Annotated in this window: 21 protein-coding genes; 2 read left to right on the top strand and 19 right to left on the bottom strand. The window is 63.4% G+C overall.

The window, feature by feature from the left end; all coding sequences use genetic code 11:
* Positions 1-316: 316 nt before the first annotated feature.
* Complete coding sequence (locus EN851_RS01690) at positions 317-601, bottom strand: DUF1467 family protein (RefSeq protein ID WP_127276486.1); 285 nt, start codon at positions 599-601, stop codon at positions 317-319.
* Complete coding sequence (mce, locus tag EN851_RS01685; protein WP_127276488.1) at positions 598-1,002, bottom strand: methylmalonyl-CoA epimerase; 405 nt, start codon at positions 1,000-1,002, stop codon at positions 598-600. Before mce ends, EN851_RS01690 begins: the two co-directional genes overlap by 4 nt.
* Between mce and EN851_RS01680 the strand changes: the two genes are divergently transcribed.
* Entirely contained in the window at positions 1,001-1,993 is a 993-nt protein-coding gene (locus tag EN851_RS01680; RefSeq protein ID WP_245520674.1) for an MBL fold metallo-hydrolase, read from the top strand. The genes mce and EN851_RS01680 overlap by 2 nt on opposite strands.
* A gap of 16 nt (positions 1,994-2,009) precedes the next feature.
* Here the strand turns inward: EN851_RS01680 and EN851_RS01675 are convergent, their stop codons facing one another.
* The 17 genes from EN851_RS01675 to EN851_RS01595 form a co-directional block, all read right to left on the bottom strand.
* On the bottom strand, positions 2,010-3,680 hold the full coding sequence (locus EN851_RS01675; RefSeq protein WP_135866590.1) for a ribonuclease J: 1,671 nt from the start codon (positions 3,678-3,680) through the stop codon (positions 2,010-2,012).
* A 95-nt stretch (positions 3,681-3,775) separates the two neighbouring features.
* The gene (locus tag EN851_RS01670) at positions 3,776-4,597 is read right to left on the bottom strand and encodes a biotin--[acetyl-CoA-carboxylase] ligase (protein ID WP_135928390.1); all 822 of its coding nucleotides are present in this window, start codon (positions 4,595-4,597) and stop codon (positions 3,776-3,778) included.
* 4 nt (positions 4,598-4,601) lie between these two features.
* Complete coding sequence (gene nuoN, locus EN851_RS01665; protein WP_135866586.1) at positions 4,602-6,038, bottom strand: NADH-quinone oxidoreductase subunit NuoN; 1,437 nt, start codon at positions 6,036-6,038, stop codon at positions 4,602-4,604.
* Between the two features lie 19 nt (positions 6,039-6,057).
* Entirely contained in the window at positions 6,058-7,563 is a 1,506-nt protein-coding gene (locus EN851_RS01660) for an NADH-quinone oxidoreductase subunit M (RefSeq protein WP_127276496.1), read from the bottom strand.
* Positions 7,563-9,536 (bottom strand): NADH-quinone oxidoreductase subunit L, encoded by a 1,974-nt coding sequence (nuoL, locus tag EN851_RS01655; RefSeq protein WP_135928389.1) that lies wholly within the window; start codon positions 9,534-9,536, stop codon positions 7,563-7,565. The genes EN851_RS01660 and nuoL overlap by 1 nt, the downstream gene beginning before the upstream one ends.
* Positions 9,537-9,546: 10 nt before the next feature.
* A complete protein-coding gene (gene nuoK / locus EN851_RS01650) occupies positions 9,547-9,855 on the bottom strand; it encodes an NADH-quinone oxidoreductase subunit NuoK (RefSeq protein WP_127276500.1) in 309 nt (102 codons plus the stop codon).
* A 1-nt stretch (position 9,856) separates the two neighbouring features.
* On the bottom strand, positions 9,857-10,477 hold the full coding sequence (locus EN851_RS01645; protein WP_127871580.1) for an NADH-quinone oxidoreductase subunit J: 621 nt from the start codon (positions 10,475-10,477) through the stop codon (positions 9,857-9,859).
* Positions 10,478-10,600: 123 nt separating this feature from the next.
* Positions 10,601-11,092: an NADH-quinone oxidoreductase subunit NuoI gene (gene nuoI, locus EN851_RS01640; RefSeq protein WP_023763316.1), complete on the bottom strand. Its 492-nt coding sequence runs from the start codon at positions 11,090-11,092 to the stop codon at positions 10,601-10,603.
* Positions 11,092-12,135 carry an NADH-quinone oxidoreductase subunit NuoH gene (gene nuoH / locus EN851_RS01635; protein WP_135866582.1) on the bottom strand — a complete coding sequence of 348 codons (1,044 nt, stop codon included), beginning with the start codon at positions 12,133-12,135 and terminating at the stop codon, positions 11,092-11,094. Before nuoH ends, nuoI begins: the two co-directional genes overlap by 1 nt.
* A gap of 2 nt (positions 12,136-12,137) precedes the next feature.
* Positions 12,138-14,219 (bottom strand): NADH-quinone oxidoreductase subunit NuoG, encoded by a 2,082-nt coding sequence (gene nuoG, locus EN851_RS01630; protein WP_135928388.1) that lies wholly within the window; start codon positions 14,217-14,219, stop codon positions 12,138-12,140.
* 72 nt (positions 14,220-14,291) lie between these two features.
* Positions 14,292-14,987 (bottom strand): NADH-ubiquinone dehydrogenase, encoded by a 696-nt coding sequence (locus EN851_RS01625; protein WP_135928387.1) that lies wholly within the window; start codon positions 14,985-14,987, stop codon positions 14,292-14,294.
* Positions 14,988-15,054: 67 nt separating this feature from the next.
* The gene (gene nuoF / locus EN851_RS01620) at positions 15,055-16,359 is read right to left on the bottom strand and encodes an NADH-quinone oxidoreductase subunit NuoF (protein WP_015317342.1); all 1,305 of its coding nucleotides are present in this window, start codon (positions 16,357-16,359) and stop codon (positions 15,055-15,057) included.
* 10 nt (positions 16,360-16,369) lie between these two features.
* Positions 16,370-17,662, bottom strand: a complete 1,293-nt coding sequence (locus EN851_RS01615) for an NADH-quinone oxidoreductase subunit E (protein WP_135928386.1) — start codon at positions 17,660-17,662, stop codon at positions 16,370-16,372.
* Positions 17,663-18,853, bottom strand: a complete 1,191-nt coding sequence (locus EN851_RS01610) for an NADH-quinone oxidoreductase subunit D (protein ID WP_127871586.1) — start codon at positions 18,851-18,853, stop codon at positions 17,663-17,665. It lies immediately after the preceding gene.
* 9 nt (positions 18,854-18,862) lie between these two features.
* A complete protein-coding gene (locus tag EN851_RS01605) occupies positions 18,863-19,468 on the bottom strand; it encodes an NADH-quinone oxidoreductase subunit C (RefSeq protein ID WP_135866573.1) in 606 nt (201 codons plus the stop codon).
* A gap of 4 nt (positions 19,469-19,472) precedes the next feature.
* A complete protein-coding gene (locus tag EN851_RS01600) occupies positions 19,473-20,054 on the bottom strand; it encodes an NADH-quinone oxidoreductase subunit B (RefSeq protein ID WP_015317338.1) in 582 nt (193 codons plus the stop codon).
* Positions 20,045-20,410 carry an NADH-quinone oxidoreductase subunit A gene (locus tag EN851_RS01595; RefSeq protein WP_006335683.1) on the bottom strand — a complete coding sequence of 122 codons (366 nt, stop codon included), beginning with the start codon at positions 20,408-20,410 and terminating at the stop codon, positions 20,045-20,047. The genes EN851_RS01600 and EN851_RS01595 overlap by 10 nt, the downstream gene beginning before the upstream one ends.
* Positions 20,411-20,742: 332 nt before the next feature.
* Here EN851_RS01595 and EN851_RS01590 point away from each other — a divergent pair, with 332 nt between their 5' ends.
* The gene (locus EN851_RS01590; protein WP_135928385.1) at positions 20,743-21,942 is read left to right on the top strand and encodes a winged helix-turn-helix domain-containing protein; all 1,200 of its coding nucleotides are present in this window, start codon (positions 20,743-20,745) and stop codon (positions 21,940-21,942) included.
* Positions 21,943-21,967 lie beyond the last annotated feature (25 nt).

Here is a 21,967-nt window from a genome sequence, read left to right as displayed (position 1 = left end):
GACATTTTCATTTCCGTTGGGCTAATGTGCCCCGATAACCGAGAGGGCGGAGAAAAATCTGCCCTCCTACGCGGTCAAAGTCTTGGGAGGATGCGATCTAGGCGCGGTTACTCGCTGCCGCCGGATAACGGAAACAGATCGGACGCGTTTAATTGCAAGGCCTCGTGCCTTGCATTTTTTTTGTGCAATCATCTGGTTAGCGCCGCAAGTTGCAAGGTTGCGTGACCTTACGTCACCAGACGTTCGGCGGCGAAAACGCGGCAGCATCCCAATCAGCATTCGATGCTCGATGTGGTCGAAAGGACTTGCCGGCTCTCTACTTCGCTGGGGTCTGGCCGAAATCCGGCACGATGTGCGGGATGTCGTTGAGGCTGTATCCCAGCCCGTGCGTCAGACCGTAGAAAATGCCCATCAGGATCGCCGTCGCGATGGTGGTGCGGATCACGGCACGCAACATATGCGGCCCGCGCGGCGCGCTCGGAACCGTGCCCAGCGTCACGTCGTGATCATCGTCCTGCGTCTTGACGCTGAACGGCAGAACGGCAAACAGCACCACCCACCAGGTCGCGAAAAACAGGGCGGTGAACGAGACCCAGCTCATGATTGCTCCAGTTCGATCAGCGTACCGAAGAAATCCTTCGGATGCAGGAACAACACCGGCTTGCCATGCGCACCGATCTTGGGATTGCCGTCGCCAAGCACGCGGGCGCCGGCGGCCTTGAGCTGGTCGCGCGCCGCCAGGATGTCGTCGACCTCGTAGCAGAGATGATGCATGCCGCCTGACGGGTTCTTTGCCAGGAATGCCGCGATCGGCGAGCCCTCGCCAAGCGGCTCCAGCAATTCGATCTTGGTGTTGCCGACATTGACGAACACCACGGTGACACCATGCTCCGACAAAGCCTGCGGCTCGGTCAGTTCGGCGCCGAGCGTGTTGCGGTAAGCTGCAATGGCGGCAGCCAGATCCGGCACCGCAAGCGCGACATGGTTCAGCCGTCCGAGCATGTGCGAGCTTCTTTCTCCCAGATCCAATGACTGGCGTCATACGTTAAATCAGCCGCGATCAACAGCCATTCGGGAAGCGCGCACTGTCGCACCTGTTCCAACCGATATCGGCGAAGTACAAACGGCAATGTCTGGAATCAGCTCTGCCCGCCCCCGTGTTTTTACCTTCGATCTCGGGTCGTTCAAAGTTGCCGCCTTGCTCGATGCCGTCGACATCAGAGACGAGCTCGCATCGGCCTTCGCGGCCGGACAGCCGCCGGCGGCGGTGCTCGAACTCGCGGCCTCGAACTTCATCGACCAGGATCGCTACGAGCATTGCTTCATCCCGACGCTGATCGACACCGGTTCTGAAAAGATCCTGTTCGACACTGGCTGCGGAGATGACGGCGGTTCACTCCCGGACTGCCTGCAAACCCTCGGGCTCGGCTCCGATGACATCGACGTGGTGGTCATCACGCACGGGCATCCGGACCACATTGGCGGGCTGGTCAGGAATGACCAACCTGTCTTCAGCCGAGCGCGATACGTATTCGGCGCGGCCGAATTCGCCTTCTGGACCGAAGGAAATGCGGTGCGCCCGGCCAGGTTGGCCAACCGTGATCTGTTCAGGCGGATTTGCACCGGCCTGGCCGACCGCGCGACATTCATCGCGCCTGGAGACGTAGTGGTGCCGGGCATCACTGCCATCGACGCGGCCGGTCACTCTCCCGGGCTCTTGGCATTCCTGGTCGAAAGCAGCGGACAGCAATTGCTGATCTGGTCGGACGCTTTCCTGCACTATGTCGTGTCCATCCAGCGTCCGGAGTGGCATGCGGATTTCGACGACGACAAGGAAAAGGCAATCGAGACCCGCAAGCGGCTGCTGAGCATGGCTTCCGAGCGTCGCCTGCTCGTCGCCGGCCATCACATGCCGTTTCCGGGCCTGGGCCACGTCGGGCGGACAGGCGGGTCCTTTCGCTGGATTCCGGTCAGCTACCAGCTGAACGTCTGACCAGCCGCCGCCGCCTTCAGCGGGTGACGAAAACCGTCACCAGCGGTTTCTTGCCCCAGGCTTCGTTGGCCGCGCCGCGCACCGCGCGGCGCACCGCCTCCTGCACGAGGTCGAGGTCCTTGCGGCGCTGACGGGGGATCGACTCGACCGCGCCGACGGCCGCATCGATCATCAGGTCCTCGAGCGTCTCGCCTCGGGCATCGGCCTCGGCGACGCCGATTGCCACCAGATCGGGATCGCCGGCCAGCTCGTACTTCTCGTCGAGCACGACATTGACCGCGACATGACCGGCAAAGGACAATTTGCGCCGGTCGCGAATACCCATCGCCTGATCGCTGCCGATCAGATTGCCGTCCTTGTAGACGCGGCCGAACGGCACCTGGTCGATGATGGTGGCGGGACCTGGCGCGAGCCGCAGCATGTCGCCGTCGCGCACCTGCGCCACCTGGCCGATGCCAGAGGTCGACATCAGCGAACCCTGCGCCACCAGATGCGCGGCCTCGCCATGCACGGGAACGCCGATCTGCGGACGCACCCATTCGTACATCTTGCGCAGTTCACTGCGTCGCGGGTGGCCGGAGACGTGTACCAGTGCGTCGCCGTCCTCGATGATCTTGATGCCGAGATCGATCAGGCGGTTCTTGATTTCGAGGATCGCCTTCTCGTTGCCGGGAATGGTGCGCGAGGAAAACACCACCGTGTCGCCCGCCGTCAGCGACACCGATTTCATCTCCTCGCGCGACAGTTTCGCCAGCGCCGCCAGCGGCTCGCCCTGGCTGCCGGTGCAGATGATGACGAGGTTCTCGCGCGGGATGAAGCCGAAATCCTCCTCGGCGATGAACTCCGGCAGCCCGTCCATATAGCCAAGCTCGTCAGCCACATCGATGACGCGCTTCAGCGAGCGGCCGAGCACCAGGCACTGGCGGCCGGCATCGCGCGCTGCCCTGGCGATCGAGACGATACGTCCGACATTGGAGGAGAAGGTGGTGACGGCGACGCGGCCCTTGGCGGCCTGGATGACGCCTTTCAGGCCCTCGCCCACCGCCACTTCCGAAGGCGACTCGCCTTCACGCAGCGCATTGGTCGAATCGCAGATCAGCGCCAGCACGCCCTTGTCGCCATAGGCGCGGAACCGCGCCTCGTCGGTCTTGGGTCCAATCGTCGGTTCCGGATCGATCTTCCAGTCACCGGTATGGATGACGGTGCCGGCAGGCGACGTGATCGCCAGCGACATGGGTTCGGGAATCGAGTGCGCCACCGGAATGGCTTCGATCTCGAAGGGACCGACAGTGAACTTTTCGCCCGCCCGGTAGATCGTCAGCGGGATCTTCGGCGCGCCCTGCTCGCCCTGCCGCTTGGCTTCCAGCAGCCCGGCGCTGAACGGCGTCATCCAGACCGGCGCCTTCAGCTTCGGCCAGGTGTCGAGCAGCGCGCCGTAATGGTCCTCATGCGCGTGGGTGATGATGATGCCGCGCAGATTGGCGAGGTTCTCCTCGATGAAGCGCGTGTCGGGCAGAATCAGGTCGACGCCCGGATGCGCCGCGTCGGGAAAGGTGACGCCGACATCGATGACGATCCACTCGCGCGCGCTCGGCGGGCCGTAGCCGTAGAGGGCGAAGTTCATGCCGATCTCGCCGACACCGCCGAGCGGCACGAAGACGAGTTCGGCGTTGTCCGCTTTCGCCATGATTTTTCCCTTCCTGGCCCTCAGGCCAAGCCGTTAAAGCAATTCCGGCAAAGGTGTCTAACGGTTTTCAGTCCGGAATTGCCCAAAAAACAAAACTAAACCCGCGCGGAAGCGACCGCACCGAAGTGAACATCGCCGGCGGCGACCGTCAGAACAGCCCCGTCATCGTCGCGGATCACGAAACGGCAGTCCTCGTCAATGGTCTCGAACACGCCACGCACCACATTACCGTCAATTCTGACAGCAACCTCGCCGCCAAGGCCCGCGGCACGGGCCAGCCAGCGCTTTCTGATCGCGGCAAGGCCTCGTCCTTCGTCCCAAAGGCGGGCATTCTCGCTCCAGGCATCCGACAGCGCCAGAAAAAGCGTCTCGGCATCGCAGGCGGCGCCCAATTCATGAAGCGATGTCGCGGGATAGGGCAAGTCCTGCGGGTGCGCCACCACATTGACGCCGATGCCGACCGCCACCGCGAAGCGGCCACCGTCGAGCATCGCCGACTCCAGCAGGATGCCGGCCAGCTTGGCCCCGGACGCCAGCACATCGTTCGGCCATTTCAGCTCGAAGCGGTTCTGTCCCTGGCTCGCGCCGTCGAGGCCTACCGAAATGCGGCCCTTCGGGACCGCCGCGTCGAGCGCGTCGGCCAGTGCCAGCCCGGCGACGAAACCGAGCGTCGCGGCAAGGCGCAGTTCACCGCCGGTGATGACAAGCAGCGTCGCCGCCAGATTGCCTTCCGGCGTCGCCCAGGGACGGCCACGCCGGCCACGCCCGCTTTCCTGTTTCTTGGAAACGACCCAGAGCTTGCCCGGGTCGCCGGCGCGGGCATGGTCCAGCGCCAGCGCGTTGGTCGAGCCGACACTGTCATGCGCCTCGAGCCGGAACCCTTCCGACGCCGAGGTTGGAGCCAGCCGAAATGCCATCCCGTCAGAAAAATGTCTTGGCGGCGGCTTCGGCATAGGTGCCGATCGGCCCGCCGATCAACACATAGAACAGCACGAAGGCGCCACTGACGCCGAGCACGACACGCAATTCGCTGGCCATCGGCACGAAGCCGCCGACCGGCTCGTCGAACCACATGATCTTGATGATGCGCAGATAATAGTAGGCGCCCACCACCGAGGCCAGCACGCCGATGATCGCCAGCGCATAGAGATTGGCGTTGATGGCGGCGAGGAAGACGTACCACTTTCCCCAGAAGCCGGCGAGCGGCGGAATGCCGGCCAGCGAGAACATCAGGATGGTCAGGATCGTCGCCATGACCGGGTTGGTCGACGCCAGGCCGGCGAGATCGCTGATCTGTTCGACATTGCCTTCCTTGCGCCGCATGGCGAGGATGAAGGCGAAGGTGCCGAGCGTCATCACCAGGTAGATCAGCATATAGATCGCGACGCCGCGCACGCCGGCCTGGCTGTTGGCGGCAAGGCCGACCAGCGCGTAGCCCATATGGCCGATCGAGGAGTAGGCCATCAGCCGCTTGATGTTGGTCTGGCCGATCGCTGCGAAGGCGCCAAGCGCCATCGAGGCGATCGAGATGAAGACGATGATCTGCTGCCAGTCGGAAGCGATCGGCTTGAACGCGCCCATGGTGACGCGCACGATCAGCGCCATCGCCGCCATCTTGGGGGCCGCCGCCAGGAAAGCCGTCACCGGGGTCGGCGCGCCCTCATAGACGTCCGGCGTCCACATGTGGAACGGCACCGCCGATATCTTGAAGGCAAGCCCGGCCAGCACGAAGACGAGGCCGAAGACGAGCCCAAGCTGGCGCTCGCCGCCGCCCAGCGCGGTCGCGATTTCCTGGAAACCGGTGTTGCCGGTGTAACCGTAGACCAGGCTGATGCCGTAGAGCAGCATGCCCGAGGACAGCGCGCCGAGGACGAAATATTTCAGGCCGGCTTCGGTCGAACGCAGATTGTCGCGGTTGATCGCCGCCAGCACATAGATCGCCAGCGACTGCAGTTCGAGGCCGAGATAGAGCCCGATCATGCCGTTGGCCGAGATCATCAGCATCATGCCGAGCGTGCAAAGCAGGATCAGCACCGGATATTCGAACTTGTCGAAACGCTCCGCCTTGGCAAAGCGCATCGACATGATGAGCGTCACCGCCGAGCCGACCAGGGCCAGCACCTTCATGAAGCGGGCGAAGGAGTCCTGGATGAAGGCGTGGCCATAGGCGCTGCCCTGCCCTGCGTGGAAGATCAGCCAGGCGCCTGCGATCACCAGCACGGCCACGGCAAGGCCGGTCACCGTACTGGCGGTGTTGGAACGCGAATAGGCCCCGACCATCAGCAGCGCGAGCGCGCCGATGGCAAGGATCAGCTCGGGCGTCGAGAGCGACAGGCTGGAGAGAAGGTCCGGCGTCATGGTTCGCAAAACCCCTGGGTCAGTTCGCCGCCGCGGTCTGCGCGGCGCCGATGGATGCGGTGACATTGGTGACGAGCGACTTGACCGACTGGGCCGTCGCGTCGAAGACGGGTGCGGGATAGACGCCGAAGAAGATGACCAGCACGACCAGCGGATAGATGATCGCCTTCTCGCGGGTCGACAGGTCGAGCAGCCCCTTCAGGCTGTCCTTGGTCAGCGCGCCGAAAATCACCCGGCGATAGAGCCAGAGCGCATAGGCGGCCGACAAGATGACGCCGGTGGCGGCGAAGAACGCCACCCAGGTGTTGACCCGGAACACGCCGAGCATGGTCAGGAACTCGCCGACGAAGCCTGACGTGCCCGGCAAGCCGACATTGGCCATGGTGAAGACCATGAACACGGTGGCGTATTTCGGCATGTTGTTGACGAGGCCGCCATAGGCGGCGATCTCGCGCGTGTGCATGCGGTCATAGATGACGCCGACGCAGAGGAACAGCGCGCCCGAGACCAGGCCGTGGCTGAGCATCTGGAAGATCGCGCCCTGCACGCCTTCCTGGTTCATGGCGAAGATGCCCATGGTGACGAAGCCCATATGGGCGACCGACGAATAGGCGATCAGCTTCTTCATGTCCTCCTGCATCAGCGCCACCAGCGAGGTGTAGATGATGGCGACGACCGACAGCGTGAACACCAGCGGCGCGAACATTTCGGACGCCAGCGGGAACATCGGCAAGGAGAAGCGCAGGAAGCCGTACCCGCCCATTTTCAAGAGAATGGCCGCCAGGATGACCGAACCGGCCGTCGGCGCCTCGACGTGTGCGTCGGGCAGCCAGGTGTGCACCGGCCACATCGGCATCTTCACCGCGAAGGAGGCGAAGAAGGCGAGCCATAGCCAGGTCTGCATGTTGGCCGGGAAGCTGTGCGTCAGGAGCGTCGGAATGTCGGTCGTGCCGGACTGGTAGAACATCGCCATGATGGCGAGCAGCATCAGCACCGAGCCGGCCAGCGTATAGAGGAAGAACTTGAACGAGGCGTAGACGCGCCGCTTGCCGCCCCACACACCGATGATGATGAACATCGGGATCAGGCCGGCCTCGAAGAAGACGTAGAACAGCACGATGTCCAGCGCGCAGAACACGCCGATCATCAGCGTTTCCAGCAGCAGGAAGGCAATCATGTACGCCTTGACGCGCTTCTCGATCGCTTCCCACGACGCCAGGATGCAAAGCGGCATCAGGAAGGTCGTCAGGATGACGAACAGCATGGAAATGCCGTCGACGCCCATATGGTAGGAAATGCCGGAGTCGAGCCAGGCCACCTTCTCAACGAACTGGAAGCCGGCCTGCGAATTGTCGAAGCCGGTCCAGATAAACAGCGAGATGATGAACGTGAATGTCGTGGTCAACAGCGCGATGGCGCGGATGTTGCGGCGTGCGTTTTCGCTGTCATCGTTGATGAACAGGATCAGCAGCACACCAACCAACGGCAGGAAGGTGACCAGCGAGAGGATTGGCCAAGCGGTCATCAGAGCATCATCCAGGTGACGAGTGCGGCAACGCCGATCAGCATGGCGAAGGCATAGTGGTAGAGGTAGCCGGTCTGCAGCTTGACGACGCGGTTGGTGACGTCGACGACGCGGGCCGAAACGCCGTCAGGCCCCAGGCCATCGATGATGGTCCCGTCGCCGGTCTTCCACAGGAAGGACCCGAGGCGCTTGGCTGGCCGCACGAACAGGAAGTCGTAGAGCTCGTCGAAGTACCACTTGTTGAGCAGGAACGCGTAGAGCCCGCGGTGCCGCCCGGCGAGATCGACCGGCATTTCCGGCGAGCGGATGTAGAACTTCCAGGCCAATGCCAGGCCGATCAGCATGGCGATGAAGGGCGATAGCTCGACCCACAGCGGCAATTCGTGGATTTCGTGCAGGATATGGTTGTCCGCCAGGGTGAACAGCGACGCCTTCCAGAATTCGGCATAGCCCTCGCCGATGAAGGCGCCGTGGAAGATGATGCCTGCAAACAAAGCGCCGGCCGCCAGGATGAACAGCGGCACCAGCATCACCGGCGGCGATTCATGGACGTGATGCATCACCTCGTGGCTCGCCCGCGGCTCGCCATGGAAGGTCATGAAGATCAGCCGCCAGGAATAGAAGGAGGTGAAGCCGGCGGCGATCACCAACAGCACGAAGGCCAGGCCCGCAGCCGAATTGTGGCCGGCAAAGGCCGTCTCGATGATGGCGTCCTTGGAGAAGAAGCCGGCGGTGCCGATGACGGTCACGGGAATGCCGACGCCGGTCAGCGCCAGAGTGCCGATCACCATCATCCAGTAGGTGGTCGGGATCAGCTTCCTCAAGCCGCCCATCTTGCGCATGTCCTGCTCGTCGGAGACGGCATGGATGACCGAGCCCGAGCCGAGGAAAAGCAGCGCCTTGAAGAAGGCATGCGTGAACAGGTGGAAGATCGCAGCGCCGTAGGCGCCGACGCCGAGCGCCACGAACATGTAGCCGAGCTGCGAGCAGGTCGAATAGGCGATGACGCGCTTGATGTCGTTCTGGACGAGACCGACGGTCGCGGCGAAGAATGCGGTGAAGGCGCCGATGAAGGTCACCACCGTCAGCGCCGAATGCGACAGCTCGAACAGCGGCGACAGCCGCGCCAGCATGAATACGCCTGCCGTCACCATGGTGGCGGCATGGATGAGTGCCGACACCGGGGTCGGGCCTTCCATGGCGTCGGGCAGCCAGGTGTGCAGCGGCACCTGCGCCGACTTGCCCATGGCGCCCATGAACAGGAGCAGGCAGACGACGGTCATCGCCGCCTGCTTGTCGAGCGCATGGCCGAGGAAGGTGAGCACGGCGGCACCCTGTGGCGCGCCTTCGGCAGGAATGAACGTCGCCGCATTGGCGAAGATGGTGCCGAGATTGGCCGAGCCAAACAGCACGAAGACGCCGAAAATGCCGAGTGCGAAACCGAAATCGCCGACACGGTTGACGACGAAGGCCTTTATTGCCGCTGCATTGGCCGATGGCTTCTTGTACCAGAAGCCGATCAGCAGGTAGGACGCGAGGCCCACCCCTTCCCAGCCGAAGAACATCTGCACGAGGTTGTCCGCCGTCACCAGCATCAGCATGGCGAAGGTGAACAGCGACAGATAGGCGAAGAAGCGCGGCCGGTTCGGATCGTGGTGCATGTAGCCGATCGAATAGATGTGAACCAGGGCCGACACGGTGTTGACCACCACCAGCATCACCACCGTCAGCGTGTCGATCCGCAGCGCCCAGGAGACGTCCAGCCCGCCGGACTGGATCCAGTGCAGCACCGGCACGGTGAACACCTCGCCATGGCCGAAGCCGACGCTGAAGAAGGCGACCCATGACAGCACGGCCGCGATCACCAGGAAGCCGGAGGTGATGTATTCGGATGCCTTGGCACCGAGCGCGTTGCCGAACAGGCCGACGATCAGGAAGCCGAGCAGTGGAAGGAAGACGATCGCTTGATACATAGTCGCCCCGTCAACCCTTCATGGTGTTCACGTCTTCGACCGCGATCGAGCCACGGTTGCGGAAGAAGACGACGAGAATGGCAAGTCCGATGGCGGCTTCAGCCGCCGCGACCGTCAGCACGAACAGCGCGAACACCTGGCCGACCAGATCGCCGAGCGCCGCCGAGAAGGCGACGAAGTTGATGTTGACCGCGAGCAGGATCAATTCGACCGACATCAGGATGACGATGATGTTGCGGCGGTTGAGGAAGATGCCGAACACGCCGAGCGTGAACAGAACAGCCGATACGGTCAGATAATGTGCGATGCCGACGACCATCTCAGACTCCTTCGCCCGACTTGACCTTGCGGATTTCCATGCCGGTAGCCGCGGTGCGGCCGACCTGGGCGGCGATCGACTGCCGCTTGACCCCTTCCTTGTGGCGCAGCGTCAGCACGATGGCGCCGATCATGGCAACCAGCAGGATGAGGCCCGAAATCTGGAAGTAGTAGAGGTAGTCGGTATAGAGGATGTCGCCGAGCGCTGCCGTGTTCGAGCGCGCGGCGAGATCCGGGATGGGCTTTGCGACGGTCGCGGCGAGCTTCGGGGCGAAGGTGTAGCCGCCCAGCACGATGATCAGCTCCGCCGCCAGGATCAGCCCGACCAGCGCGCCGATCGGCGCGTATTGCAGGGCTCCCTCCTTCATCTCGGCGAAGTCGACGTCGAGCATCATGACGACGAACAGGAACAGCACCATGACCGCTCCGACATAGACGACGAGCAGGATCATCGCCAGGAACTCGGCGCCGGTCAGCATGAACAGACCGGCGGCGTTGAAGAAGGTCAGGATCAGGAATAGCACCGAATGCACGGGGTTGCGCGACGAAATGACCATGAACGCCGACGCCACCGCGACAAAGGCGAAGAGGTAGAAAAAGGCCGCCTCTAGTCCACTCAGCATTGGGGATCCCCCGGGTTCCTGTCCGGACACGACGCTTGCGCCTGTCCGATTTTCGCCGCCGCCTCCGGCTGGCAAGTTGCTTGTCCTTAGACGAGGCCCCTCGCCTCGTCCATGCGTCAAATGTCAGCGATAGGGCGAGTCCAGCGAGATATTGCGCGCCAGTTCGCGCTCCCACCGGTCGCCATTCGCCAGCAGCCTGTCCTTGTCGTAGTAGAGTTCCTCGCGCGTCTCCGTCGCGAACTCGAAATTCGGCCCCTCGACGATGGCGTCGACCGGGCAGGCTTCCTGGCAGAAGCCGCAATAGATGCACTTCACCATGTCGATGTCGTAACGCACCGTGCGGCGCGTGCCGTCATTGCGGCGCGGGCCGGCCTCGATGGTGATGGCCTGCGCCGGGCAGATCGCCTCGCACAACTTGCAGGCGATGCAGCGCTCCTCGCCATTGGGATAGCGGCGCAGCGCGTGCTCGCCGCGGAAGCGCGGGCTGACCGGCCCCTTCTCGTGCGGATAGTTGATCGTCTCCTTCGGCGCGAAGAACTGGCGCATCGACAGGAAGAAGGCGCTGACGAAATCCTGCAGCAGCAGCGATTTTGCGGCCTGGGACAAAGCGGACATCACGCAAACCCCGTGATCTTGAGGAAGGCCGCGGTGGCGACGACCATGAACAGCGAGATCGGCAGGAACACTTTCCAGCCCAGCCGCATCAGCTGGTCGTAGCGGTAACGCGGCACGAAGGCCTTCACCATCGAGATGCCGAAGAACACGAAGCAGACCTTCAGCACGAACCAGATGACGCCCGGCACCCAGGTGAAGGGCGCGAAGTCGAAGGGCGGCAGCCAGCCGCCGAGGAACAGGATGGTGGCCAGCGCGCACATCAAGACGATCGCGACATACTCGCCGAGGAAGAACAGCAGGAACGGCGTCGACGAATATTCGACCATGTGGCCGGCGACCAGCTCCGATTCGGCTTCCACCAGATCGAAGGGCGGCCGGTTCGTCTCGGCCAGGGCCGAGATGAAGAAGATGATGAACATCGGGAACAGGGCCAGCCAGTTCCAGTCGAGGAACGTATTGGGCAGGCCGAGCCGCGTGCCGATTCCGTCATGCTGCGACAGCACGATATCGCTGAGGTTGAGCGAGCCGGCGGTGAGCAGCACGGTGACGATGACGAAGCCGATCGAGACTTCATAGGACACCATCTGCGCGGCGGAACGCAGCGCGCCGAGGAACGGATATTTCGAGTTGGACGCCCAGCCGCCCATGATCACGCCATAAACCTCCAGCGAGGAGATGGCGAAGACATACAGGATGCCGACATTGACGTTGGCGATCGCCCAGCCCTGGCTGACCGGAATGACCGCCCAGGCCGAGATCGCCAGCACGGCCGAGACCAGCGGCGCCAGCAGGAAGACGCCCTTGTTGGCGCCTGACGGGATGACCGGCTCCTTGAAGACGAACTTCAACAGGTCGGCGAAGGCCTGCAGCGTGCCCCAGGGGCCGACGACGTTCGGGCCACGGCGAAGCTGCACCGCCGCCCAGATCTTGCGGTCGGCGTAGAGGATGTAGGCGACGAAGATCAGCAGAACGACGATCAGCACGACTGATTTCAAGAGGATCAGCAGCGCCGGCAGCACGTAGAAGGAGAAGAAGGTGTCCATGCTTATTCCGCCGCCTGCTTGAAGCCGCTCTTGGCCAGTGCCGAGCATTCCGCCATCACGGCCGATGCCCGCGCGATCGGGTTGGTCAGATAGAAATCCTTGACCGGCGAGGTGAAGGTGCCCTTGTTCAGCCGCCCGCCGAGCTTCGCCACGCTGGCGATATCCTCGGCGTTGCCGGCCGCGACCTGGTCGATGCGGGCCAGATGCGGGTATTCGCCATAGAGCTTGGCACGCAGTTGCGGCAGCGAGTCGAACGGCAGTTTCTTGCCCAGCACGTCGGACAGCGCCCGCAATATGGCCCAATCCTCGCGCGCATCGCCCGGCGCGAAGCCGGCGCGGTTGGTCTGCTGCACACGTCCCTCTGTGTTGACGTAGGTGCCGGACTTTTCGGTATAGGCCGCCGCCGGCAGGATGACGTTGGCGCGGTGCGCGCCGGCGTCGCCATGCGTGCCGACATAGACGACAAAGGCGCCGCCGGTCTTGCTCATGTCGATCTCGTCGGCACCGAGCAGGAACAACACATCCGTCTCGCCCAGCATGCCGGCAACGTTCTTGCCACCCTCGCCCGGCACGAAGCCGAGGTCGAGGCCGCCGACGCGCGCCGCCGCATTGTGCAGCACGGCAAAGCCGTTCCAGTCGGCGCGAGCAGCATTCACGGCAGCGGCGAGCCTGGCCGCCTGGCCGAGCACGGCCGCACCGTCGGCGCGCGCCAGCGCGCCCTGGCCGACGATGATCAGGGGATGCGTCGCCTTCTTCAGCGTCTGGAAGAACTTGCCGTTGCCGTCCGCCAGATCCTTGAGCGAGTCCGGCCCGGCGCCCAGTTGTTCGTAGTCATAGCGCGTGTCGCCGACATCGCCGATGACGCCGACCGGCAGATTGCCGAGGCGCCAGCGCTTGCGGACGCGGGCATTGAGCACAGAGGCCTCGAAGCGCGGATTGGCTCCGATGATCAGCACCGCGTCGGCCTGCTCGATGCCTTCGATGGTCGGGTTGAAGATATAGCTGGCGCGTCCGAGCGCCGGATCGAGCGCAGCGCCGTCCTGGCGGCAATCGGTGTTCTTCGAACCGAGCGAAGCCATCAGGAGCTTCAACGCAAAGATTTCCTCGACCGCCGCGAGATCGCCTGCGATCGCGCCGATCTTCTCAGGCGTCGTCTTCGACACCGCGTCCTTGATAGATGCGAACGCTTCGGCCCAGCTCGCCGGAACCAGCTTGCCGTCCTTGCGCACATAGGGGCGGTCGAGGCGCTGCGTGCGCAGGCCGTCCCAGATGAAGCGGGTCTTGTCGGAAATCCATTCCTCGTTCACGGCCTCGTTGACGCGCGGCAGGATGCGCATCACTTCGCGGCCACGGCTATCGACGCGGATCGCCGAGCCGACGGCGTCCATGACGTCGATGGATTCGGTCTTGGTCAGCTCCCACGGCCGCGCCTGGAAGGCGAAGGGCTTGGAGGTCAGCGCGCCGACCGGACAGAGATCGATGACATTGCCCTGCAGCTCCGAGGTCATTGCCTGTTCGAGATAGGTGGTGATCTCGGCATCCTCGCCACGGCCGATCAGGCCGAGTTCGGAAATGCCGGCGACCTCGGTGGTGAAGCGGACGCAGCGCGTGCAATGGATGCAGCGGTTCATCACCGTCTTGACCAGCGGGCCGATATACTTGTCTTCGACCGCGCGCTTGTTCTCGTGATAGCGCGAGGAATCGACGCCGAAAGCCATCGCCTGGTCCTGCAGGTCGCACTCGCCGCCCTGGTCGCAGATCGGGCAATCCAGCGGGTGGTTGATCAGCAGGAATTCCATCACGCCTTCCCGGGCCTTCTTGACCATCGGCGTGTTGGTGAAGATTTCCGGCGGCTCGCCGTTGGGGCCGGGGCGCAGGTCGCGCACGCCCATGGCGCAGGAGGCCTGCGGCTTGGGCGGCCCGCCCTTCACCTCGATCAGGCACATGCGGCAATTGCCGGCGATCGACAGCCGCTCATGGAAGCAGAAGCGCGGCACTTCCGCGCCCGCGTCTTCCGCCGCCTGCAGCAGCGTATAGTGGTCGGGTACAGTGATTTCTTTCCCGTCGACCTTGAGCTTTGCCATTCGCTTCAAACCCCTGCGGATTTCCCGCAATCTCTTTTCCGGTCGCGACCGACGCCGCGCCCGACATTTCGTTTACTTCTTGGCGGCCAGCGCCGCGGCCTGGGCAGTCCAGTCGTCACGGCCGATACGGCCGTTGAACGAGAGATAATCGTCGACCCAGGCGATCTCCTGCGGCGACCATTGGGCGATCTGGGCGTAAGTCCAGATACCCAGCCCGTTCAACACCTTCTCCAGCTTCGGGCCGATGCCCGATATCGCCTTGAGGTCGGACGGTTTCGCTGGCTTCTCCATGGCCTTGGGCTGCCTGAAATCTTCCGGCAACAGCACATCGGAGGTCTCACCCGCTGCCGGAGCTGCATCCGCGGCTGGTGCGATGACCGCGGCCTCCCTGGCTGCGATATCGGTGACCTCCTGGGCGAAGGACTGCGCCTCGGCCATCATGGTCTTCGCCGTCGCCCGCGCCCTGATGGACGACGAGTTCGCGTCCTCGAATTGCTCGACGCGCGCCTCGAAATCCTCGATCAGCGGCTGCATGAGCCGATGTGATGCCTCGGTGGCTCCCGAAAGCGCCCCCATCCAGACGCCGAAGGCATGATTGGCGAGCCCCATGCCAAGCGCCGACATCGCCACTGCACCCGCGACAGGGTGCGCGAAAAGGTTGACGGCGCTGGCCATCTCCTTCGGCATCATCCTTGTCAGGTCCTGGTTCATCTTCTCGATCTGGTCCAAATTGGGCATCAATGAGTAGGGTGTCGAATACGGCGCCATAGAGTTCTCCTGGTCGTTTCTTCGTTCGCCCCGCCCCGTTTTCTTCCCGAGTTCAAAAAGTTTCTTTTTATTCCGCCGCCACCATCACCGGTTCGGCCCGGTGCGCGTTGCGCGAAAACTCGTCGATGCGCCGCTCCACCTCGCCACGGAAATGCCGCATCAGGCCCTGGATCGGCCAGGCCGCGGCATCGCCCAGCGCACAGATCGTGTGGCCCTCGACCTGCTTGGTGACGTCGAGCAGCATGTCGATCTCGCGCTTCTGCGCCTCGCCGCGCACCAGCCGCTCCATCACCCGCCACATCCAGCCTGTGCCCTCGCGGCATGGCGTGCACTGGCCGCAGCTCTCGTGCTTGTAGAAGTAGGAAAGCCGCGCGATCGCCTTCACGACATCGGTCGACTTGTCCATGACGATGACGGCCGCGGTGCCGAGGCCGGATTTGAGGTCGCGCAGCGCGTCGAAATCCATCGGCGTGTCGATGATCTGCTCGGCCGGCACCAGCGGCACCGAGGCGCCGCCCGGAATGACCGCAAGCAGATTGTCCCAGCCGCCGCGGATGCCGCCACAATGCGTCTCGATCAGTTCGCGGAACGGGATCGACATCGCCTCTTCGACGGTGCACGGATTGTTGACGTGGCCGGAGACGCAGAACAGCTTGGTGCCGACATTGTTGGGCCGGCCGAAGGACGAGAACCACGCGGCCCCCCGGCGCAGGATGGTCGGCGCCACGGCAATCGATTCGACATTGTTGACCGTGGTCGGGCAGCCATAGAGGCCGACATTGGCCGGGAATGGCGGCTTCAGCCGGGGCTGGCCCTTCTTGCCTTCGAGGCTTTCCAGCAGCGCGGTTTCCTCGCCGCAGATATAGGCGCCGGCGCCGTGATGCATGTAGATTTCGAAATCGTAGCCCGACGTGTTGTTCTTGCCGATCAGCTTGGCCTCGTAGGCCTCTTCGATCGCCCGCTGCAGCGCCTCGCGCTCGCGGATGAATTCGCCGCGCACATAGATATAGGCGGCAATCGCGCCCATGGCGAAGCCGGCCAGAAACGCGCCCTCGACCAGCGTGTGCGGATCGTTGCGCAGGATGTCGCGGTCCTTGCAGGTGCCGGGCTCGGATTCGTCGGCGTTGATGACGAGATAGCTCGGCCGGCCGTCGCTCTGCTTGGGCATGAACGACCATTTGAGGCCCGTCGGGAAGCCGGCGCCACCACGGCCGCGCAGGCCCGACGCCTTCATCTCGTTGACGATCCACTCACGCCCCTTGGCGACGATGCCGGGCGTGTTGTCCCAGGCGCCGCGCGCCATGGCGCCGGCCAGCGACTTGTCGAAGAGGCCGTAGATGTTGGTGAAGATGCGGTCTTTGTCCTGAAGCATTTTTCGTCCCTCAGACCGGCTTCTTGCCGAAAACGCGGATGTATTCGGCAACGCCGCCCTTGGCGAGCGCCTTGGCTTGGGCAACCCAGTTGTCGCGGTCGATGCGGCCCTGGAAGGAGAGATAGCCATCGACCCATTCGCGCTCGGCCTTCTTCCACGACGCGACTTGCGCGAAGGTGAAGATGCCAAGCGTATGCAGGATGCCCTCGATCTTCGGGCCGACGCCGGAGATCAGCTTGAGATCGTCGACCGCGGCCGGCCTGTCGATACCGGCCGGACGGTTCTTGTCCTCCAGCGACGGCTTTGCCGGCTTCGCGGCTGGCACCTTGGCTTCCGGCGCCTTGAAGGCCGATGCCGGTTCGGCCTTGGCCGTCGGCCCATTGCGCTGCTTGGAAACCTTCTCGACCTCAGGCGCTGCCGTATTCGCGTTGGCCGCCGAATGCAGCGGCGCCGAAACGCTCGCCGCCTTTTCCGCCGCCGGCGCCACCTTGGTCTTTGAAGGCGTCTTCAGCGCCGGGCTGGTCTCGGGCGCATCGGTTTTCGGCTTGCTGGCATTGGACGGCGCGACAGGGGGCGTGGGAGCTACAGCCGCGGGGGCCGGCACGGCCGTCGCGATGATCGCGCCGGGCGCTGCCTTGGCGGCCTTGGCTGCTTCCCGGGCTTCACGGTCGCGGGTCGATTTGAGGATCGCCTTTTCGCTTTTGAGCGTCGTCAAACCGGAGGCCGGCTCCGAGCCGGTGCGGCCGTTCTGCGGTCCCGGCGCCACCGAGGCGCCCTTGCCGGCATCATAGAGATCGATGATTTCGGCCAACCGTTCAGGCGTCAGATCCTCGAACGTATCCTTGAACACCATGACCATCGGCGCGTTGACGCAGGCGCCGAGGCACTCGACCTCCTCCCACGACAAGGTGCCCTTGTCGTTGGTGTGGAACTGGTCGTGATGGATTTTCGAGCGGCACACATCCATCAGCGCTTCCGAGCCGCGCAGCATGCAGGGCGTGGTGCCGCAGACCTGGATATGCGCGCGGGTACCGACCGGATTGAGCTGGTACTGCGTGTAGAAGGTCGCGACCTCGAGCCCGCGGATGCGCGGCATGCCGAGCATGTCCGAAATCGTCTCGATCGCCGCCTTGGTGACCCAGCCTTCCTGCTCCTGCGCTATCATCAGAAGCGGGATGATCGCCGACTGTTCGCGCCCCTTCGGATATTTCTTGATCCACTGCTTGGCCGCCGCCGCATTCGCCTTGTTGAAGGCGAAGGACGCTGGCTGGACGCTGGCTTCTGCGAGACGGCGGACTGACATTTAGCGATCGACCTCACCAAACACGATGTCGAGGGAGCCAAGAACGGCGGTGACGTCGGCCAGCATGTGGCCGCGGCACAGGAAATCCATGGCTTGCAGATGCGCGAAACCGGGGGCGCGCAGCTTGCAGCGGTACGGCTTGTTGGTGCCGTCGGAGACGAGATAAACGCCGAACTCGCCCTTCGGCGCCTCGACGGCCGCATAGACCTCGCCGGCCGGCACGCGATAGCCCTCGGTGTAGAGCTTGAAGTGGTGGATCAGCGCTTCCATCGAACGCTTCATCGCCTGGCGCTTGGGCGGCACCACCTTGCCGTCGAGGTTCGACACCGGACCGGTGCTTTCCTTGCCGAGCAGAAGATCGACGCACTGGCGCATGATCCGCGCCGACTGGCGCATTTCTTCCATACGCACGAGATAACGGTCGAAGCAGTCGCCATTCTTGCCGATCGGGATGTCGAAATCCATCTCGGAATAGCATTCATAGGGCTGCGACTTGCGCAGATCCCACGGCGAGCCCGAGCCGCGCACCATGACGCCCGAAAAGCCCCAGGCCCAGGCATCGGCCAGCGAAACGATGCCGATATCGACATTGCGCTGCTTGAAGATGCGGTTGCCGGTGAGCAGCTTGTCGAGATCGTCGAGCGATTTCAGGAACGGGTCGATCCATTTGCCGATGTCCTCGACCAGCTGCCGCGGCAGGTCCTGGTGGACGCCGCCAGGCCGGAAGTAGGCCGCATGCATGCGCGAACCTGAAGCCCGCTCATAGAACACCATCAGCTTTTCGCGCTCGACGAAGCCCCACAGCGGCGGCGTCAGCGCACCGACGTCCATCGCCTGCGTCGTCACATTGAGGATGTGCGACATGATGCGGCCGATCTCGCAATAGAGCACGCGGATCAGTTGGCCGCGCCTCGGCACCTCGATGCCGAGCAGGCGCTCGGCGGCAAGCGCGAAGGCATGTTCCTGGTTCATCGGCGCGCAATAGTCGAGCCGGTCGAGATAAGGCACCGCCTGCAGATAGGTCTTGGCCTCGATCAGCTTCTCCGTGCCGCGATGCAGCAGGCCGATATGCGGATCGACGCGATCGACGACTTCGCCGTCGAGCTCAAGGACCAACCTCAATACACCATGCGCCGCAGGGTGTTGAGGTCCAAAGTTGATGTTGAAATTGCGGACGGAGGTTTCAGCCATTCTGGCGCCTCAATTCGTCTTGGCTTTTTCGTCCCCGGGCAGCACGTAATCGGTGCCTTCCCAAGGGGAAAGAAAATCAAAATTGCGGAATTCCTGCTTGAGCTCGACCGGCTCGTAGATGACGCGCTTGGCTTCGTCGTCGTAGCGCACTTCGACGAAACCGGTCAGCGGGAAGTCCTTGCGCAGCGGATGGCCTTCGAACCCGTAATCGGTCAGCAGGCGGCGCAGGTCCGGATGGCCCGAGAACAGCACGCCATAGAGATCGTAGGTCTCCCGCTCGAACCAGTCGGCGCCGGGATAGACGCCGGTGACCGACGGCACCATCGTCTCCTCGTCGGCCTGCACCTTGACGCGGATGCGGACATTCTGCTTCGGCGAAAGCAGGTGATAGACGACGTCGAAGCGCTTGGCCCGCGACGGATAGTCGGCGCCGCAGACATCGATGATCGAAATGAACTGGCAGCGCGCATCGTCGCGCAGGAAGGTCATTACCTCGATCAGGTTTTGCGGCTCGACGTGAACGGTAAGCTCGCCATAAGCGAGCACAGCGTCGCTGAAGCGGCCAGGCAGCTTCTCGCCGAGATAGGTCGACAGTTCGCTAAGGGATGCGGCCATGGATTTACCGTTCGATCGTGCCGGTGCGGCGGATCTTCTTCTGCAGGAGAAGAATGCCGTAGAGCAGGGCTTCGGCGCTCGGCGGGCAGCCGGGCACATAGATGTCGACCGGCACGACCCGGTCGCAGCCGCGCACCACCGAATAGGAATAGTGGTAATAGCCGCCGCCATTGGCGCAGGAGCCCATCGAGATGACGTAGCGCGGCTCCGGCATCTGGTCGTAGACCTTGCGCAGCGCGGGCGCCATCTTGTTGGTCAGCGTGCCGGCCACGATCATGATGTCGGACTGGCGCGGAGACGCGCGCGGCGCGACACCGAAGCGCTCCGAATCGTAGCGCGGCATCGAGGTGTGGATCATCTCGACAGCGCAGCACGCCAGGCCGAAGGTCATGAACATCAACGAGCCGCTGCGCGCCCAGGTGATCAGCGCCTCGGTCGAGGTGACCAGAAAACCCTTGTCGGCAAGCTCATTGTTGATTTCGAGGAAGAAGGGATCGTCCTCCCCCACCGGCCTGCCGGTGTTGGGATCGATGATGCCCTTGGGCTTTGGCGCGACGAGGGTACCTGAACTGTCGTTCAATCCCATTCCAGCGCTCCTTTTTTCCATTCATAGGCAAAGCCGATGGTCAGCACTGCCAAAAACACCATCATCGACCAGAAGCCGAGCATGCCGATCTTCGAGAAGGACACCGCCCAGGGAAACAGGAAGGCCACTTCGAGGTCGAAGATGATGAACAGGATCGACACCAGGTAGAAACGAATGTCGAACTTCATGCGGGCGTCGTCGAACGAGTTGAAACCGCACTCGTAGGCGGAAAGCTTTTCGGGATCGGGGTTGCGGTACGCCACCAGGAACGGCGCGACCAGCAGCGCCAGGCCGACCACCAGCGCCACGCCGATGAACAGGACGATGGGCAGGTACGAACTGAGGAGTGCGTTCATGCAGCGGCTTTCCGTTGGCGCCAATCCACGTTGATTACAGCAGCGGACCTTAATGCGGAAGCGTGACAGTTTAACCGCTGAACCGTTTTAAGGAGCCTATGCTGCAACGCGGCGAGGGTTAGCGCAGCACTTCCAGCGAAGCAAGTCAAACCTTGTTCAAAACAACGAGCTGGACGGCATTCCGGGAGAAACTGGTCTCATAGGCTCCTGTTTGATTTCCTTCTCTTTTTACTCCACTTTTCTCTCCTGACAGGGTTGCCGCCAAAACCCTGCTAGCATGGGCTGGAATCACCCATCACACCTTTGTCAAAGCACCTCAGAGTGACGCCTGCATGAAGGAAAAGATCTCGCTTGCCGCCGCCCGGCGCATCGCGCTCGCAGCCCAGGGGTTTCTCGATCCCCGCCCCGCCGGCACACCCGACCGCCGCCATTTCGCCCGCGTCCTGTCCCGCACCGGCCTGCTGCAGATCGATTCCGTCAGTGCGGTGGTGCGTGCCCACTATATGCCGCTCTATTCGCGTCTGGGTCCCTATCCCGTCGCCTTGCTCGACAACGCCGCCGTGACGCGCAAGCGCACGGTGTTCGAATATTGGGCACACGAGGCCTCATTCCTGCCGGTCGAGACGTACCCGCTGATGCGCTGGCGCATGCAGCGCGCCGAGCAAGGCGATGAAATGTATCTGGGGCTGGCCAAATGGGGCCGTGAGCACGCTGCCTATATAGAAGAGATCTACCGCCAGGTCGTCGATCGTGGCCCGATCGCCGCTTCGGCGCTGGAAGGCCAGAAAGGCTCCGGCGGCTGGTGGGGTTGGAGCCACGCCAAGCACGCCTTCGAATGGCTGTTCTGGGCCGGCCGCATCACCACGGCGCACCGGCGCGGTTTCGAGCGCTTCTATGACCTGCCCGAGCGGGTGCTGCCGCAAGCGATCCTCGACCTGCCGGTACCGGCGGCCGAGGATGCACATCGCGAATTGCTGCGCATTTCCGCCCGCGCCCACGGCATCGCCACATCAGGCGACCTGCGCGACTATTTCCGGCTCTCCCCCGCCGACATGAAAGGCCGGCTCGAGGAACTGGTCGAACTCGGCGAGTTGTTGCCGGTCCGTGTCGAGGGGTGGGACAAGCCAGCTTACCTTCATAGGGATGCGCGTTTGCCACGCAAGATCGAGGCCCGCGCCCTGCTGGCGCCGTTCGATCCCGTCGTCTTCGAGCGCTCGCGCTCGGAGCGGCTGTTCGATTTTCACTATCGCATCGAAATCTACACCCCGGCCGAGAAGCGCCAATACGGCTACTATGTCCTGCCCTTCCTGCTTGGCGACAGGATCGTGGCGCGCGTCGACCTCAAAGCCGACCGGCCGGCCAGTGTCCTGCGCGTCCATGCCGCCTATGCCGAGCCCGGCGCGCCGCCTGAAACCGCCGCTGAACTTTTCGAGGAATTGAAGCAGATGCAGGGCTGGCTTGGGCTTGAACGCATCGAAGTGACGCCTGCCGGCGACCTCGGCCCGGCGCTGTCCGACATCGCGGTGTCGTAAGCTCGCGTTGACACCGCTGCCCGCA

Source organism: Mesorhizobium sp. M8A.F.Ca.ET.208.01.1.1, assembly GCF_004791315.1.
Lineage (GTDB): Bacteria > Pseudomonadota > Alphaproteobacteria > Rhizobiales > Rhizobiaceae > Mesorhizobium.
This window is presented reverse-complemented; position numbering and strand designations above follow the sequence as displayed.

Excerpts from the sequence above, each read along its gene's own strand:
- EN851_RS01690 (WP_127276486.1), bottom strand. The coding sequence starts at position 601 with ATGAGCTGGGTCTCGTTCACCGCCCTGTTTTTCGCGACCTGGTGGGTG.
- EN851_RS01680 (WP_245520674.1), top strand. The coding sequence starts at position 1,001 with ATGTGCGAGCTTCTTTCTCCCAGATCCAATGACTGGCGTCATACGTTA.
- mce (WP_127276488.1), bottom strand. The coding sequence starts at position 1,002 with ATGCTCGGACGGCTGAACCATGTCGCGCTTGCGGTGCCGGATCTGGCT.
- EN851_RS01675 (WP_135866590.1), bottom strand. The coding sequence starts at position 3,680 with ATGGCGAAAGCGGACAACGCCGAACTCGTCTTCGTGCCGCTCGGCGGT.
- EN851_RS01670 (WP_135928390.1), bottom strand. The coding sequence starts at position 4,597 with ATGGCATTTCGGCTGGCTCCAACCTCGGCGTCGGAAGGGTTCCGGCTC.
- nuoN (WP_135866586.1), bottom strand. The coding sequence starts at position 6,038 with ATGACGCCGGACCTTCTCTCCAGCCTGTCGCTCTCGACGCCCGAGCTG.
- EN851_RS01660 (WP_127276496.1), bottom strand. The coding sequence starts at position 7,563 with ATGACCGCTTGGCCAATCCTCTCGCTGGTCACCTTCCTGCCGTTGGTT.
- nuoL (WP_135928389.1), bottom strand. The coding sequence starts at position 9,536 with ATGTATCAAGCGATCGTCTTCCTTCCACTGCTCGGCTTCCTGATCGTC.
- nuoK (WP_127276500.1), bottom strand. The coding sequence starts at position 9,855 with ATGGTCGTCGGCATCGCACATTATCTGACCGTATCGGCTGTTCTGTTC.
- EN851_RS01645 (WP_127871580.1), bottom strand. The coding sequence starts at position 10,477 with ATGCTGAGTGGACTAGAGGCGGCCTTTTTCTACCTCTTCGCCTTTGTC.
- nuoI (WP_023763316.1), bottom strand. The coding sequence starts at position 11,092 with ATGTCCGCTTTGTCCCAGGCCGCAAAATCGCTGCTGCTGCAGGATTTC.
- nuoH (WP_135866582.1), bottom strand. The coding sequence starts at position 12,135 with ATGGACACCTTCTTCTCCTTCTACGTGCTGCCGGCGCTGCTGATCCTC.
- nuoG (WP_135928388.1), bottom strand. The coding sequence starts at position 14,219 with ATGGCAAAGCTCAAGGTCGACGGGAAAGAAATCACTGTACCCGACCAC.
- EN851_RS01625 (WP_135928387.1), bottom strand. The coding sequence starts at position 14,987 with ATGGCGCCGTATTCGACACCCTACTCATTGATGCCCAATTTGGACCAG.
- nuoF (WP_015317342.1), bottom strand. The coding sequence starts at position 16,359 with ATGCTTCAGGACAAAGACCGCATCTTCACCAACATCTACGGCCTCTTC.
- EN851_RS01615 (WP_135928386.1), bottom strand. The coding sequence starts at position 17,662 with ATGTCAGTCCGCCGTCTCGCAGAAGCCAGCGTCCAGCCAGCGTCCTTC.
- EN851_RS01610 (WP_127871586.1), bottom strand. The coding sequence starts at position 18,853 with ATGGCTGAAACCTCCGTCCGCAATTTCAACATCAACTTTGGACCTCAA.
- EN851_RS01605 (WP_135866573.1), bottom strand. The coding sequence starts at position 19,468 with ATGGCCGCATCCCTTAGCGAACTGTCGACCTATCTCGGCGAGAAGCTG.
- EN851_RS01600 (WP_015317338.1), bottom strand. The coding sequence starts at position 20,054 with ATGGGATTGAACGACAGTTCAGGTACCCTCGTCGCGCCAAAGCCCAAG.
- EN851_RS01595 (WP_006335683.1), bottom strand. The coding sequence starts at position 20,410 with ATGAACGCACTCCTCAGTTCGTACCTGCCCATCGTCCTGTTCATCGGC.
- EN851_RS01590 (WP_135928385.1), top strand. The coding sequence starts at position 20,743 with ATGAAGGAAAAGATCTCGCTTGCCGCCGCCCGGCGCATCGCGCTCGCA.